Here is a 15,695-nt window from a genome sequence, read left to right as displayed (position 1 = left end):
TTCAGAATTGGCGAATGCAAATAATCTGTTACTAACAGTTTTTCGGCTGTAAGTATGAATTCCTTCTGGGGTTAAAGAGCATGATGATTGCATCTACCAATTACCAGTTTTTTTGCGTAGATTTTTGGCTTCCCAGTGATTATAAATCCGAGAGAAATGGCGAGACTTTTATATTTGCTTACGATGAGAGTTTAGATTTAAGCATTGCAGAGTTCTCCGTGAGTAATTATTGTTTTGCTGAAAAGGAAAATCAGGTATGGAGCCAATACAAAAGCCTTTTAAAGAATTTGACCTTTCCATTAGACTTTTTTGGAGAAGCAGTTGATTTTTTACATCTCAAGAGTGCTATTGTGCTATTGGATGAAATATCTAACAGGTATGCTTGGGAACTTTCTTGTTGGCTGCGAAATTACATCCATCCCTCGTGGGAGCACCGAGAGAACATAAATATACCTCGTGTTACTGATTCTTATACTCTCTTTCAATAGGAAGGTTGTTTAAGTATCTGCACACCAAAATATTCCAAAGCTGAATGTCATTTATAAGCCATATGTATGATAGACACACAGAGCTTTTGATGACAAACAGCTACTTTTAAATTCAGCGAAACTTAGCACATTTTTCTAAAAATTAAAGCTCAATCTTACTGACATCAAACTTAAATTAGCAAGCAGCTAAGTCAGTCTCTAAAACTAATTTTTCCTTTTTCAATACTGAAGCTTCAATTTCCAAAAACAAATACAAAGTGCAATATCTGCTACTTTGTAGTTTTCGTATGTTGATTTGTTGTCAACTGGAATATTGATACTTTCTGTAAGCAGTAGAAAAAAGCAAATAATATGACTAGAAACAAGGAACTATACACTCAAATTAAATCCCACGACGACCTATGCTTGCAATATATCCGCAATCATGGTGGCAGTGCTCAATTGTGTGATATCAAATTTAGTAGTGACATTGTTCAAAGATTAATCAATCGCAGGTTGGTTAAAGTTACCAATACAGGCAAAGGCTTTTACCTACAATTAGAAGATTGATGAAAACGAAGGAATCTCACGTAATGATTGTGCTGTCGTTCTAATCAGCTCGCAATTCAAGCGATCGCTTCTATTGTTTAATCACAATTTGGCTCGATATGGATATCGTAATTATGGTTTCGTGTGCTGAAACATCGATATCTATACATGAGCCAAATTTTTTTGTGACTTAGACAAATGCGTCGTAAGTTTGCGTGCGATCGCCAAATCTGAAAATGTCTAGTTAGGATTGTATAGGTACCTTAAATTATATGAGATTAAAAAGTTTCTGCTATTACTCAAGGTAATGAAAACTCTATTTACACTCTTTAGCGAAGAACGCAATCAACTTCAGACAGAAATTGACAAGGCAACCAGTATAGAGGAAGTAATTCAGCTGGTTCACAACCAACTCGATCGCCTGGAAAGAATTTACATTAGCGAGTTAAGTATAGCTCAAGTACGTCTGGCTTCCTTTTTCTTGGATACGCTGCGGCAGTCTATTGCTACTCTGGCTGCGGCTACGCAAATTCAAGTTACTCAACAACAGCAAATCATTCAAGAAGCGACAACGTTTGCTCCCAACAGGTTAATCTTGAAATTACTCAAGGCACTAATTTATATAGGTATTTTAGGTTGGTTGTTCCATTTAACCGAAACTACCCCAGGTGCGTGGATGGCTCTTTTGCTAGCTTCTGTGCTTGTAGGGCTGGAAGTTGTGCTTCAACTAGACAAAAATAACCAGGAAAATAACTTGCCCCAGCGATTGGAATTACCTCAATCGATTCTACGGGTTGATAGTAAAGTTCTTTTAGATCATCTTGCCGATGCACTGCACACTATTGACTTAGCAGTTGCTAGAGTTGAAGAAGGAAACCAACCTTTTGCCGATCGCGGTATAGAAGAATTACCAGAACTATTACATTTTTTGCAAAGGCTAATTGGTGCATCGTTTCTTGCTCAACCGCAAATGGTGTTAGAGCTAGCGAAACTTCTGCCACAGATTTTAATGGAGCAGGGAATTCGCGCTCAAATGTATCAACCAAACCAGCCTCATAGCGATCGCGAGAATTTTGACTTTGAGCCAAGCATCGATCCTACCACCAAAGATTACGTGACAATAACTCCTGCTTTGGTGAAAGGCGATCGCTTGCTGCGGCGCGGGCGGGTAATTGAGCCAGCGTACTCCCAGGCTAAAGAATAACAGACTATATAGAGTATGAAAATTTTTGAGACAATCGGTTTTGATTTGGGGCACGGTGAAACAGCTGTCGCCAGAGCAATAGTAGAGAGCATCGAACCTCCCCAAATGTTGGAAGTGAATAACAAAAAGAACCAAGTCACGGCTCTTGGTTGGCATCCCCAACTCGGTTATCTTGTCGGTGAGCAAGCCTTAATCCAAGCTGGTGTTACCAGACTGCAAATTTCTTTCAAGCAAAAACCAAACAACGATCCAAATTATAGGGAAACAATCAGCACTTTTATTGCCACCTACTACCGCAAACTCAAAGAAAGCAAGCAAATTGAAGGTGGGGAAAGTAGCTACTTTTACGTTGGTTGCCCTTCTGGGTGGACAATAAGCGAAAGGGAAGAATACCAAAAACTACTTCAAGTAGCTGGCATTCCTCTACTAAGTGTTATACCTGAATCGCGAGCTGCTTTTATGCAAGCCAAGGAAGCCGGCAAACTAGAGTATGAAAAACTCAAATCATCGGTGTTAATGATTGATATTGGCTCTTCGACGACAGATTTTACTCTAGTTAAAAGCTTGCAGGAAATTCCCATCGATTTTGGAAGTAATGCTTTAGGAGCATCCCTAATCGACAAAGCCATTTTTGAGCGCACCCTTGCCCAACACGAGCGATCACAATTACTCGAAAAAATATTTACAGAATATCCCCATCACCAAGCTCGTTGTGAACTTGCTTGCCGCAAAGCCAAGGAAGATTACTTTTCTAACGAACAGGTATACAGCGATCCTCAAACCTTTGCTCGTGGCTTCGAGTCTATCAACGAACAAATTTACTTTATCCCCCAAGTTAACAAATTAATTATGGAGGAAATTTTGAACCAACCTTTGCCCCAACTAGGGCAAAAAAGTTGGCTTCAATCGTTTCGCGAAGCTGTCAGCGAGGCAAAACAAAAGCTAGACAAAGAAAATATCGTACCGAAACTCGTACTGATGACTGGCGGTGCATCTCGGATGCAGTTTACCCGACAAATCTGTCAGGAAATCTTTAGCGATCGCGAAACTCTGCTTCGCCCAGATCCAGAACCTGAACGGTGTATTGCATTAGGTTTGGCGCGAGTAGGGCGATGGGATTTGCGTGCCACTGCTTTTAAACAAGAAGTCGATACCCTGTTTGGCTCCAATAAGCTTCAACAAATAATTGAAAAGCATATTCCGGAGTTAATCGCATCGTTAACTAAGCCGCTCGCGGATAGCTTGCTTGAAAACGCAGTCAAACCAGGTTTAAAAGACTGGCAAAAAAACCAAATCCGAACTTTAGCCGAATTGGAAACATCAATGAAGCATCGGGCAGAGCAATGGTTTAAGGGTACGAGCGCTCAACAAATAATTAACAATCAATGCATCAGTTGGTTTAACAACAAAATCCAACCCAACTTAGCCGCCCAAACCGATCCGATTTGTCGAAAGTTTCACATACCGAGAAGCAGTTTAAGGTTTGAAGATAGCATCAACCCCGAATTTGTCCACCCAGAGTTGCGAATTGGAGATGCTATTCTTGCCGACACAGTGGCGTTTATCGTCAATGTAGTTATTGGTGGAGGCACTCTTGCTAGTATCATCACTTTAATCTTAACCGGACATTTAACCTGGCCGATCGCATTAGTGTATGGAGCTTCTGTGATGGCAGCAGGCATGGAACTAAATCGCAAAGGCGTGCAAGAGGCAATCAAGACAAATGTGGATATTCCCAGTTGGATGCGTTCTAGTTTTTTAAGCGACAAAAAAATTGCGGATATTTGCGAGCAAATTCAGCCTGAGTTAGAGAAGGTACTGCAAGAACAACTAATCGCAAATCAACAGGCTTTTGACAAACTGACAGAGAAAGTTTGGCAAGGGCTGCAAAAGGCTCTGGCTACTAAGGTTCAAGAGGCGATTATTTTAATTCAATAGCGCTGTGCTGAAATTTTTGTTGAGTCTACTTCAGTAGACTTTAGCTATTAGCCTTGGAATTGATTCCAAGGCAGGATAGCAACGAAGCGAGAGATTTAAAAAATGTGGGTAACGACAAGGGCTTTAGAGGTCATTTATAAAGTAAAAATAAAATTACTATAGTAGCGTGACAAGACTAAATTTGTGCATTATATTTTGTAGGTTGGGTCGAGTGTACGAGATGCAACATTTTAGCTGTGTCAGCCCACTACTGGCTATGGGTGAATTAAAAAATTCCCCTAAATATGAATTTTAACATTTACTTGTAAGTTAGTTAAGCCTGCTACCCTTTGACTATCTTTTGAATTCAAACGAATCTTTACTTCTACTACCCTAGAGTCTACTTCTGCGGCTGGATCGGTAGCTAAAATATCTTTTTTCCCAATTTGTAAACCAATTAAATCTACTGTTCCTTGCAATTCTCCTTGAAAAGCATTGCTGGTAATAGTAGCTTTTTGACCGAGACGTAATTTAGTAACATCTGTTTCATACACTTCTGCAACAATGTACATTTGCTGTGTATTGCCAAGTTGGAGAATTCCTTGTTGAGTAATAGTTTCTCCTGCGTGGGCAAAAATTTTGAGAATCTGTCCACTTCTTGGTGCGCGGATAATAGTACGCTCTAAACGTGCCTTCGCTAAGTTCAAATTTTGTAAACTAGACTCTACCAAAACTTGACTTCGAGAACGTTGTAAATTAGCTTGAGCAGATTGGATTTGAGTATTGGCATTTAACAAATTAGTTGCGCGTTCTTGAGTCAACTTTGCTAATGTTGCTTTAGCGTTATTTAGTTCTTCTTTCTTACTACTAAAAGCTAATAATTTTTCATCTAATGTTTGTTGAGAAATAGCTCCTTCATCCTTGAGCTTTTGAAAGCGCTCTAAAGTTGTTTTTGCATTTTCTAATTCTAATTCTAAGCGTTTAACACTTGCTTGCTGTGCTTCAATTCCTAAAAATTGTGGTAACTTTACTTGTTCTAGACGCGATTGTGCTTCTTTAATTGCAGCATAGCCAAGATTAGTTTCAGTCTTTAAACGCTGACGAGCTTCTCTAAGTTGACTAGCAGTAACTTGTTTTTCTGCTAGTCTTTCTTGATAACTTTCTAAATAGGCGATAATATTACCTTTAGTTACTTGCTGACTTTCTTTTACCACTAAATTACCAATACGTTCTCCTAAAGGCCCGCCAACAATAACAACTTCTCCTTGTGGTTCTACACGCCCAAGAGCAGCTATTAACTTACTTTCTTGGAACTCATTACTATTAACTTCTTGAGAATATTGTTGGTTGGCTCGTGTGCGCTCCAAAAATTGGTAAGTACCAAAACTGAGACAACTCAAAGATAACAAACTAGCGATAGTAATCACCTTCTTAGCTGAAGGTTTTAGCAAAGATTCTTTCCTAAAATCCGCAGGCATTTATGATTGATTCCATGATAGTAATAACTAAGGACAAAACAGCTAAAATTTGATATTTAAAATGTGCACATCCCTGATTTAATTTATTGTCAAGAGACTCCAATTGCCTGATTTAAAGTCTCTAAGACATCATTAACTATTGCTTCCGCTGTATTGGGAGACATGAGCGGTACACCAAACATAAAATTAAATGTTGCTTGTCCATTAAATGTTGTGGCAGCAACACCAATACCTCCTCCTGGAAAAGCATTACCAGCAACACAAAAATGTAGTGCTTCTAATTCTAAAGTGCCGTACTTTTGAGGAATGTCTAATTGTCCAAGATTAGTGACACAGGTTGCTGATAGAAAAAACTGATTGGCTTGCTGCGCTAATTGTAGAGGAGTAATCTTTTTGCGTAACAGATTTTTCTGTAACATTAACGTTGCAAATGCCTCACCTTTTTCTAGCAAGCGAGCAAGATTATTTTTGACTTCTCTAGCTATATCCCAAACAGGAGTGTTGTTCCCAACTTGGTGAAATGTAGAAATTCCAGAAACGTATAAACCTATTTCATCTCCTATCTGAGGAGTTAATAAATTACGTATATTAATAGTAGAAAAACAACCGAGAGCAATCAATTCTTTTTCTGTAGCTGAAATCCTATTTGCTACCGCCTTTAACATCAAAGCACAAATCAAACCATGAACAGAAGTATTTTCTCCTTGACAAGATTTTTTCATTAATTGTGTAATCTCTGGCGGCAAAGTTTTATGAATTATATAAGTACGTACTTCTGCAACTGGCACATCTTTTTCCGGAGGAATTTTTTTGGGCTGTTTAGTTAACATCAACCCTTGACGTAATCCTCCTTCTATTACATTAAATGCACCTTTAATGCCTTGGAAATTAGCTGGAATTAGTTCATCACTAGGAGGCCTTTCGGGTAAAGGTAGATGACTTTTAGCAGTACCATCAATTATGAGTTCGCTCGCAATTGATAATAAATCACGTACAAAATAAGTACCTGCTTTTGCATCACCAATAGCATGGTGAAAGGTAACAAGAATAATCTGCTCTTGCTGTGCTTTCAACCACACTAATCTTACCAATGGTTCCTGTTGCCAACAAAAGGGAAGATTCATTTCGATGTTGGCTTGTTGAATCCAATCATCGGCACTGTTGAGTTCAAGAATACGTAATGGAATTTCTGGCGTGCCTGCGGAAACAAATTGAGGAGTTTCTCCAACCAACTCAATATGTACATCCAAAAGAGGATGCTTTTTTTGCATCAGTATCAGCGCCTGACGCAGAATTGGTTCTGAGAGAAAACCACTGATTTTAGCGATGATCACAAAGTTATTAGAACCAGCTTCACTAAGAAGCCATACAACTCTTTCGGATATACCTAATTCTCTTTGCATATTACTTTAAATACTATTTGTTTCTTTTAGCCAAGCCATAGTAGGTGCTAATGCTTCTCGTGCCGAGCGGAAAGAAATTCCCAATTCTTTTGTAGCCTTGGTATTATCCATAAACCAAAATCGCGTTGCATAAGGCACGATGTATGGATTATACGGAAGTGGTAAATGTAAACTACAGGCTACTTTAGTTAGAAATCTAATAATTGAGTTGGGAATTTCGATGATGTTTCTTTTTTCTCCTAAAATCTCAAACATCAGTTCTGCTATCTGTTTTACAGTCACATTTTCGCCACCCAAGATGTAGCGATCGCCTGGTTTACCTTTTTCGAGAGCAGCAACTATTCCTGCTGCGACATCATCGACATATCCCACGCAAACTCCACCCACAGATACTAAAACAGGCGATGAATTATACCAATTAATTAAATTGCGAGAAGTAATAAAATCAATATCATTAGGGCCAAAAGTTTCTGGAGGACAAACCACCATCACAGGAGCGCCCGCAGCCGCAGCTTGGTAACACAGAACTTCTGCTTCGCGTTTAGCCTTAACAAAAGCAAACTCATCCAAGTTTAAGGTACATGGTGTATCCTCATTTTGCAAAATCGGTTTAGGTGTACCGTTAACTGCAGAGATAGTACTGATGTAGACAAAACGTGGTTTACCAACTTTGAGAGCAGTATTGAGAACATTTTTTGTGCCGACAACAATCGATTCGTGCATCTTAGATGAGGTAATTTCCATCCAGTCTGAGATGCCTGCCAGGTGGATGACACCATCGCATCCGCTCATCCCAGCTTCTAGTGATGCACAATCATGCATATCACCTAATACCCGTTCAATCGGTAATCCATCAATGCGAGACGTGTTACTTGAATAACGTAAAAGACAGCGTACTTGATGCCCTTTCTCAATCAGGCTCCGTACAACTGCTGAACCTAAAAAACCATTTCCACCTGTGACAAAAACTCGCATATTCCTTATATCTTGTGTAGTGCTTGCGTCATTACAGTAATTTGTCTCATACAGTGTTGATTACACCACCGCAATTGTCATTTCCGAAATTTATCCAAGTTTGCGTGTAGACAATTCCAGACTGCACATCAGAAGTATCTCTCAGTATATTGATGTAAATATAAATTAACTTACTGCTCCTCGCTTAAGGAAATATACGTTAATCAAAGATAACATTTACATCATCGGAATTTGTGAAAACACTTAAATTAATTCAGGAAAATTAGAAATGACAATTGCTACACGCGCCACAAAGACTGTTCCCAGCCCTCCAACACGGGGATTTTGGGGTAATCTATCGCAATTTCAAACCGAACCTTTTCGGTTCTTGAGCGATGTTAGCAGTCAATATGGCGATATTGTCAAATTTCGGATGGGGCCAATAGATTTTTACTTCCTCAACCATCCAGACTATATCAAACATATCCTGATTACGAATCGCAAAAACTACCATCGCGATCGCAAGTTTTTAGCAGAGGCTACACCATTTTTGGGACAAGGCCTGCTGACAACAGATGATGAAGTATGGGCACGCCTGCGTCGCATCGCCCAGCCCGTCTTTCATGCCAATCAAATGGCAAATTATGCTGCCATGATTTCTGAAGCGACAGCAGCTTATATCAAACGCTGGCAAGTAGCAGCTAATACAAATCAAGTCTTGAATCTCAAAGATGAAATGTTGCATTTGACACTAGACATTGTAGCTCCAACTTTATTTGGGGCAAATGTCACAGATGAGTGGCAAACCTTCATTCATACAGTAGATGTTCTCCAAGCAGAAGTAGCAAGACGCTTGATCACACCCATAACTTTACCTTTATGGGTGCCAACTTCAGGCAATCTCCAAACCCGTCAGGCTCTACAAACTTTGGATCGAATGGTTTTTGCAATGATTGCAGCATACCGCCAGCAGCAAAAACAGGAAATGAATTTAATGAATGCTCTAATTCAAGCGCGTGATCAAGCCACAGGTGATTCCCTTAGCGATCGCGAAATTAGAGATCAAATCCTGACACTTTTAGTCGCAGGTTACGAGACTACAGCCAGCGCCCTTTCTTGGCTATTTTACCTCCTGTCACAACATCCACAGGTAGAAGAGAAATTGCGGTGCGAGGTGGAATCCATGCTTGGAAATGAGCCGCCAACTTATCAAGATATTCCTCGAATGAAGTATACGCGCATGGTAATTCAAGAATCGTTACGCTTGTATCCACCGATTTGGATCTTTGCACGCAGCCCTCTTCAGCCAGATAGATTGGGAGATTACGAGATACCTGCCAATACTGTAGTCTACATTAGTCCTCTAATTATGCACCGCCATCCTGAGTTTTGGTCAAATCCCCACGAGTTTAAACCAGAGCGCTTCGATCCCGCGCTAGAGTCAACACATTCTGAATTGGCTTATATTCCCTTTGGCACAGGGGCACGTTCATGTATTGGTAGAAATTTTGCAATGATGATGATGCAACTCATAATTCCAAAAATCTTACAAGAATACCGTTTTCATTTAATACCTGACTTTCAGGTGAAACACCAATTTGATATTACTTTACATCCTCAAGATGGAATTTATATGCAGGTAGAAAGTGTTGGTTAATTAGCATAGTAAATTTCAGCAAATTTACTATACTAAAATTCTTAAATTCTAGAACTCATTTTTATTTTTGAAACATACTGGTGTGAAAAGGCTAAACTAGTGTATTAAACCTATTACACTCATTCTATTTTTAAACAAATCGACCACAGATGGACACCGATAAACACCGATAACATCTGTGTCTATCTGTGGTTGTAATTAATCTAGATCGTGATTACTGCAAGAAGTTTTTATATTAGTAGTCAAATTCCGATCATAGGTTGCTACGAGCCTTTTCTATCGCATCATTTTAGTCTTGTCACGCTGGTAACGCACCAAAGTCTTCTTAGATTTTTTCAAAAATAAAATCGGATTGCTATATATACATAAATATGGTAAGGATGTTAAGAAAATGTGGAAGATGATACCTGTAGCTTGGCTGCAATTAATGAGTCAAAAAACCAGGTTATTAGTAGTATTAGCTGGTATCGCTTTTTCAACTCTATTAATATTTATGCAATTGGGGTTTCAAGTTGCTCTTTATGATAGTGCAACTGAAATACACAAAAAACTACACGCAGATTTAATTCTAATTAATCCCCGTGTAGAAAATTTAATAGATGTTACTTACAGACTACATTTTCCGAGACGTCGTCTTTACCAAGCTTTGAGTGCTAATGGTGTAGATTCAGTTAACTCTCTCTACATACGTTTTTCAGATTGGAAAAATCCTAATCAACCTCGCAACCGTGCCATCCTAATTTTCAGTTTTAATCCAGATGAGCGAGTTTTTGATTTACCAGAAATGAATGCAAATCTTGATAAAGTTAAGCTACCAGATATGGTGCTATTTGATAGAACATCGAGACCGGAATTTGGGCCAATTGTTGCAAATTTTGAACAGGGTAAAGAAGTTTCTACCGAAGTTAATTTCCGTAAGGTGACAGTAGCCGGATTATTTACTTTAGGAGGATCTATCTTTTCCGCAGATGGCATTTTAGTGACTAGTGATTTAAACTTCATCCGGTTATTTAATGAATCTTTAGAAAAGGTGAGTATAGGTTTAATTAACCTCAAGCCTGGTGCGAATATTCAAACCGTGAAAGCAGATTTAGTGCAAAAATTGCCCAAAGACGTCAAAGTACTAACTCATGAAGAGTTTATCAAACTGGAAAAAACATATTGGGCTAATAGTTCAGTGATTGGATATATTTTTGCTTTAGGTGCCTTGATGGGCTTTATTGTTGGTGCTGTGATTGTATATCAAATTCTTTACACCGATGTCACCGAACACTTGGCTCAGTATGCAACACTAAAAGCCATTGGGTATACGCACAATTATCTGTTGAGTTTAGTTCTACAAGAAGCTTTCATTCTAGCAGTTTTGGGTTATATTCCTGGATTTTTGATTTCCAATATTTTATATGAACTGACTAAAAGTGCCTCTCGCTTACCTATGAATATGGACTTTAGCCGAGCCATATTTGTATTACTGTTGACATTTTTAATGTGCTTTGCATCCGGTGCGATCGCAATGGTAAAACTCCGAGATGCCGATCCAGCAGATGTTTTTTAAGGCTAGAGGGTAGGTGTGGGAGAATCTCCCCTAGTTCTCCCCGTTTGTGACTTAAGCTAGAAACCAGTTCTCTGGAGGAAGATTGCCTCCATCCCACAAGCAAGCCTTCAGCAGCCTACCAATCTTCGTTGCCAGCTTCAACCTAGTAACGAGAATTAGAGCAACTGGCTCTTGTTTGAGGTAGCACTAGTTATCTCAAGCTGGTTTTGATTCCGAAATCTTGCCGATCTACTTTGTAGACTAAATAAAGTAATAAAAATTACTTTATTTTTATATCTGTCATAGTAACTATACTTAATTTTTATTGTATAATCGTAACCATTAAAACTTTACATGAAACTCTCACTTATAGAAATTAGCCGTAAATTTAAAGCTTAGACATTCTTGCTAGATTACTTTGCAAATTATTTTTTGCAATAAAATATACTTTCACTGTCAAGCTGTTTCGAGTAAAAATGCTTAGACAATTTATTCTAAATACTACAGTATGATTGTGATTATTGTAACTTTGTATGACATTCTCACCTATAGAAAATAGCCTGACACTCGAATCTGCAATTCTTGCTAGACATCAAGAGTTAGATAACTTACAACTAGAAATTACTTTTCTTTGCTCCCATATGCAGCAGTTAGCTGAACTTAAACAACAGCAAATGCAGGAAAATCTAAAGCTAGAACTTACACAAAGAATAGAACAACTAGAAGCTTTAAGTGATATTATCAACGCTTTAAGTTATCAACTAGAAATTGAATTAAATAATTTTAAAGAAATTGCTGTAGAAACAAATAAACTCTACCAAAAAATGCAGGATAATTCAGAATTCCGAACAATGGAATTAGAAAGCTCTAAAACTTATCGTCTCAGCCCTCGTAGTATCTGGCAAGTACATTATTCATGTGTTCCTCAAATTATGAAGAAAATAGATTGTTTTATACTCACTCACAAAAACATTGATTTATTTAAGCAAGATGATAAAGAAAGAGAATGTCAAAACAAATTAGAAAATTCGCAAAATTGTGAACATGATTTTTCAGAGTTTTTAGAAAAATCACACAATATTTAAATAGAGTGAGTCAAGTCAAAAATCCAGAAATTATTTATCTATTTACTTAAATTACTCCAACTATATAAAAAAGATTAGGACGAAGTAAATATGGTTTTGCATACATCAGGAAAAATTACTGAATTTAAAAATTGGATTGAGTTATTAAATTTTAGAGTTCAATCTGAACCGAATCAAACCACATATACCTTTCTTGGAGATGGAGAAAATCCATCAGAAAATTTAACTTATGCAGAGTTTGAAAAACGGGTACAAGCAGTTGCAGTTCATTTATCAACACTCTGTCAAAGAGGCGATCGCATTTTATTAATGTTCCCTCCAGGCATGGATTTTATTGTCGCCTTTTTTGGTTGTCTTTACGCGGGTGTAATTGCTGTTCCTGCCTATCCGCCCAGAAAAAATCGCGGTTTGCCTCGACTACTCTCGATTGTGGAAGATGCATCTGCCAAAGCCGTACTTACAGACGCAAACACAAAGGCGATCGTGCAACCGATGGTAATGCAAAATGCCGACTTGCAAGATTTACAGTGGATTGCTATTGATGACATTTCTGAAGTACTGGCGAGTGACTGGCAGTATGTTGATACCTCTAGCGATACAGTAGCATTCTTACAATATACTTCTGGTTCTACTGGCAATCCCAAGGGTGTGATTATTACTCACGGTAACTTACTGCATAATTCTGAAGTAATTCGCATTGGTTGGGAACATTCCCCAAGCGATCGCTTCATTTCTTGGCTGCCCACCTTTCATGACATGGGTTTAATTGGCGGGATGCTACAGCCACTGTATGTAGGAATGCCCTGCACATTTATGTCACCTACAGCATTTCTACAAAAACCTTTGCGATGGTTGCAAGCAATTTCTCGTTTTCGGGGTACTACCAGTGTTGCACCTAATTTTGCTTATCAACTATGCATTGAAAAAATTACAGAATCACAACTGGCAGAACTAGATTTAAGTTGTTGGAAGACAGCGGGTTCGGGTGCAGAGCCAGTACGTAAAGACACTATAGAAGCATTTGCTAAAGTTTTCAGTGCTTGTGGTTTTCGCAAACAAGCATTTTATTCTTGTTATGGATTGGCTGAAGGCACTTTATTTGTGACAGGCGGTAGCAGGGATGAATTGCCAGTTTATATAGATGTTGATAAAGATAGCTTAGAAAAAAATCGGATTGTCCCCATCGGTGACAATAGCCAAACTAAAGCCCATACTCTAGTTGGTTGCGGTCACGAAATTCTAGATCAAAAAGTAATAGTTGCCAATCCAGAAACTTTACATCGTTGCCAACCGGATGAAGTCGGAGAAATTTGGTTTCAAAGCCCTAGTGTTGCCAAAGGCTATTGGAATCGCCCAGATGAAACGGCTGCAACTTTCCATGCTTACCTAGCTGATACTGGTGAAGGGCCTTTCCTGCGTACTGGGGATCTTGGATTTATGCGTGATGGTGAACTTTTTGTCACTGGACGCTTGAAAGACATCATTATCATAGCAGGTCGCAACCACTATCCCCAAGATATTGAACTGACTGTAGAATCTAGCCATTCCTCTCTTCGTTCTGGAGGTGGCGCTGCTTTTTCTGTAGATGTCAACGGTAAAGAGTGCCTTGTTATTGTTCAAGAATTAGATTTTCGTCAAAAGCCTGACGTGAATGAAGTGATTGGTAACATTCACCAAGCCATTGCAGAGATTCACGAATTGCAAGCCCATGCAATTGCGATTATCAAACCTGGTAGCATTCCCAAAACTTCCAGTGGCAAAATTATGCGTCGCGCCACTAAAAAGCAGTTTCTCGAAAATCAACTGGAGGTTGTAGGCGCTTGGCAATCTCTAGTAGAAACAGTCAAAACTTCTGAACATACTTCATCACCCCAGGTAGCAGACACTTCCGAGTCATCTATAAAATCACCGCAACAATCAGTAATTGAGACTTGGCTTGTCGAGCAAATCGCCAAACGGCTGCATCTAGAGCCAAAAACAATCGATGTTACTCAACCATTTACACGTTTTGGTTTATCTTCGATTGACTCTGTAAATTTATCGGGAGAACTAGAAACTTGGCTGCAACGCTCAATTCCAGCAACTATTGTTTGGGATTATCCTACGATCGCCGCTCTTGCTCAACATTTAGCTGATGATACCCCGCAACAAAGTTCTACTGCGATCCCAGAGAATTCTAATTCAGAAACTCATACTGAAGCGATCGCAGTCATTGGAATGGCTTGTCGTTTTCCTGGTGCAGCCGATGCAGAAGCTTTTTGGCAACTGTTAAGCCAGGGTGGTAATGCCATCACTGAAATACCACCAGAACGTTGGGATATCAATAGCTATTACGACTCGACACCCGGCACGCCAGGGAAAATGAATACCAAATGGGGTGGTTTTCTTTCAAATCTTGATGAATTTGATGCAGTCTTCTTTGGTATTTCTCGTCGTGAAGCTACACGCCTAGATCCCCAACAAAGATTATTGCTAGAAACAACTTGGGAAGCACTAGAAAATGCAGGTATTCCACCCCAGCAAATTGCAGGTAGCGCCACGGGAGTTTATATAGGTATTTCTACACAAGATTACTCCCTTGCCCAGTTAAATGACATCTCCGAAATAGACGCCTATGTCGGCACGGGTAATGCCCACAGCATTGCTGCCAATCGTCTTTCCTATACCTTTGACTTGAAAGGGCCTAGTGTAGCAGTGGATACAGCCTGCTCTTCATCATTATTTGCTCTCCACCTTGCTTGCCAAAGCTTGCGTTCTCAAGAATCGCAAATGGCGATCGTTGGTGGTGTCAACGTGCTGTTGCAGCCACAGCTGACGATTAATTTTTCTCAAGCGGGTATGATGTCTGCCACAGGTAGTTGCAAAACCTTTGATTCTGGAGCTGATGGCTACGTGCGCGGCGAAGGTTGCGGTGTAGTGATTCTTAAAAGATTATCCGATGCCATGCGAGATGGTGACTATATACTAGCAAAGATTCGGGGCAGCGCTGCCAACCAAGACGGCAAATCGAATGGAATCACAGCTCCCAACGGTCCAGCTCAACAAGCAGTCATGCAACAAGCCCTCAAACAGGCTAATGTCAAACCCGATCAAATTAGCTATGTAGAAGCTCACGGCACTGGTACACCCTTGGGCGATCCGATTGAAATGCAGTCTATCCAGGCAGTTCTCAACCAAAGCCGTACAAGCGATCGCAAATGTTTTATCGGTTCTGTCAAGACAAATATTGGACATTTAGAAGCAGCCGCTGGTATTGCTTCTTTAATCAAAACGATATTGGCGCTACAACACAAGCAAATTCCACCAAATCTGCATTTCCAAAATCTTAATCCTCATATTTCCCTAGCAAATACTTGCTTTGATATTCCCCAAACTTGTCTGCCTTGGCAAACAGGTTCTCAGCCGCGAATTGCAGGCATTAATTCCTTCGGCTTTGGAGGTAGTAAC

General features: G+C 39.4%; 11 protein-coding genes. 8 read left to right on the top strand and 3 right to left on the bottom strand.

Annotated elements, in window-relative coordinates; genetic code table 11:
- Positions 1-80 precede the first annotated feature (80 nt).
- From UYC_RS0108415 to UYC_RS0108400, 4 genes are all read left to right on the top strand, one after another.
- Positions 81-488: a hypothetical protein gene (locus UYC_RS0108415; protein ID WP_016877258.1), complete on the top strand. Its 408-nt coding sequence runs from the start codon at positions 81-83 to the stop codon at positions 486-488.
- Between the two features lie 351 nt (positions 489-839).
- Positions 840-1,037 (top strand): hypothetical protein, encoded by a 198-nt coding sequence (locus UYC_RS0108410; protein ID WP_016877259.1) that lies wholly within the window; start codon positions 840-842, stop codon positions 1,035-1,037.
- 286 nt (positions 1,038-1,323) lie between these two features.
- Positions 1,324-2,220, top strand: a complete 897-nt coding sequence (locus tag UYC_RS0108405; RefSeq protein ID WP_016877260.1) for a hypothetical protein — start codon at positions 1,324-1,326, stop codon at positions 2,218-2,220.
- 15 nt (positions 2,221-2,235) lie between these two features.
- On the top strand, positions 2,236-4,158 hold the full coding sequence (locus UYC_RS0108400; protein ID WP_016877261.1) for an Hsp70 family protein: 1,923 nt from the start codon (positions 2,236-2,238) through the stop codon (positions 4,156-4,158).
- Positions 4,159-4,436: 278 nt separating this feature from the next.
- Here the strand turns inward: UYC_RS0108400 and UYC_RS0108395 are convergent, their stop codons facing one another.
- From UYC_RS0108395 to UYC_RS0108385, 3 genes are all read right to left on the bottom strand, one after another.
- A complete protein-coding gene (locus UYC_RS0108395) occupies positions 4,437-5,588 on the bottom strand; it encodes an ABC exporter membrane fusion protein (RefSeq protein ID WP_235181610.1) in 1,152 nt (383 codons plus the stop codon).
- Positions 5,589-5,704: 116 nt separating this feature from the next.
- On the bottom strand, positions 5,705-7,018 hold the full coding sequence (locus tag UYC_RS0108390) for a phthiocerol/phthiodiolone dimycocerosyl transferase family protein (protein ID WP_016877263.1): 1,314 nt from the start codon (positions 7,016-7,018) through the stop codon (positions 5,705-5,707).
- Between the two features lie 6 nt (positions 7,019-7,024).
- A complete protein-coding gene (locus UYC_RS0108385) occupies positions 7,025-7,993 on the bottom strand; it encodes an NAD-dependent epimerase/dehydratase family protein (protein ID WP_016877264.1) in 969 nt (322 codons plus the stop codon).
- 268 nt (positions 7,994-8,261) lie between these two features.
- Between UYC_RS0108385 and UYC_RS0108380 the strand changes: the two genes are divergently transcribed.
- From UYC_RS0108380 to UYC_RS39420, 4 genes are all read left to right on the top strand, one after another.
- Positions 8,262-9,629, top strand: coding sequence for a cytochrome P450 (locus UYC_RS0108380; protein WP_016877265.1), 1,368 nt, complete (start codon positions 8,262-8,264; stop codon positions 9,627-9,629).
- A gap of 400 nt (positions 9,630-10,029) precedes the next feature.
- The gene (devC, locus tag UYC_RS0108375) at positions 10,030-11,184 is read left to right on the top strand and encodes an ABC transporter permease DevC (RefSeq protein ID WP_016877266.1); all 1,155 of its coding nucleotides are present in this window, start codon (positions 10,030-10,032) and stop codon (positions 11,182-11,184) included.
- Positions 11,185-11,696: 512 nt separating this feature from the next.
- Positions 11,697-12,248 carry a hypothetical protein gene (locus UYC_RS0108370; protein ID WP_016877267.1) on the top strand — a complete coding sequence of 184 codons (552 nt, stop codon included), beginning with the start codon at positions 11,697-11,699 and terminating at the stop codon, positions 12,246-12,248.
- A 90-nt stretch (positions 12,249-12,338) separates the two neighbouring features.
- The coding region (locus UYC_RS39420) for a beta-ketoacyl synthase N-terminal-like domain-containing protein (protein ID WP_016877272.1) at positions 12,339-15,695 on the top strand (3,357 nt) is incomplete at its 3' end.

Source organism: Chlorogloeopsis fritschii PCC 6912, from assembly GCF_000317285.1.
Classification (GTDB): Bacteria; Cyanobacteriota; Cyanobacteriia; order Cyanobacteriales; family Nostocaceae; genus Chlorogloeopsis; species Chlorogloeopsis fritschii.
This window is presented reverse-complemented; position numbering and strand designations above follow the sequence as displayed.

Bases quoted from the DNA above. Each gene is read 5' to 3' on its own strand.
- UYC_RS0108415 (WP_016877258.1), top strand. From the start codon at position 81: ATGATGATTGCATCTACCAATTACCAGTTTTTTTGCGTAGATTTTTGG.
- UYC_RS0108410 (WP_016877259.1), top strand. From the start codon at position 840: ATGACTAGAAACAAGGAACTATACACTCAAATTAAATCCCACGACGAC.
- UYC_RS0108405 (WP_016877260.1), top strand. From the start codon at position 1,324: ATGAAAACTCTATTTACACTCTTTAGCGAAGAACGCAATCAACTTCAG.
- UYC_RS0108400 (WP_016877261.1), top strand. From the start codon at position 2,236: ATGAAAATTTTTGAGACAATCGGTTTTGATTTGGGGCACGGTGAAACA.
- UYC_RS0108390 (WP_016877263.1), bottom strand. From the start codon at position 7,018: ATGCAAAGAGAATTAGGTATATCCGAAAGAGTTGTATGGCTTCTTAGT.
- UYC_RS0108385 (WP_016877264.1), bottom strand. From the start codon at position 7,993: ATGCGAGTTTTTGTCACAGGTGGAAATGGTTTTTTAGGTTCAGCAGTT.
- UYC_RS0108380 (WP_016877265.1), top strand. From the start codon at position 8,262: ATGACAATTGCTACACGCGCCACAAAGACTGTTCCCAGCCCTCCAACA.
- devC (WP_016877266.1), top strand. From the start codon at position 10,030: ATGATACCTGTAGCTTGGCTGCAATTAATGAGTCAAAAAACCAGGTTA.
- UYC_RS0108370 (WP_016877267.1), top strand. From the start codon at position 11,697: ATGACATTCTCACCTATAGAAAATAGCCTGACACTCGAATCTGCAATT.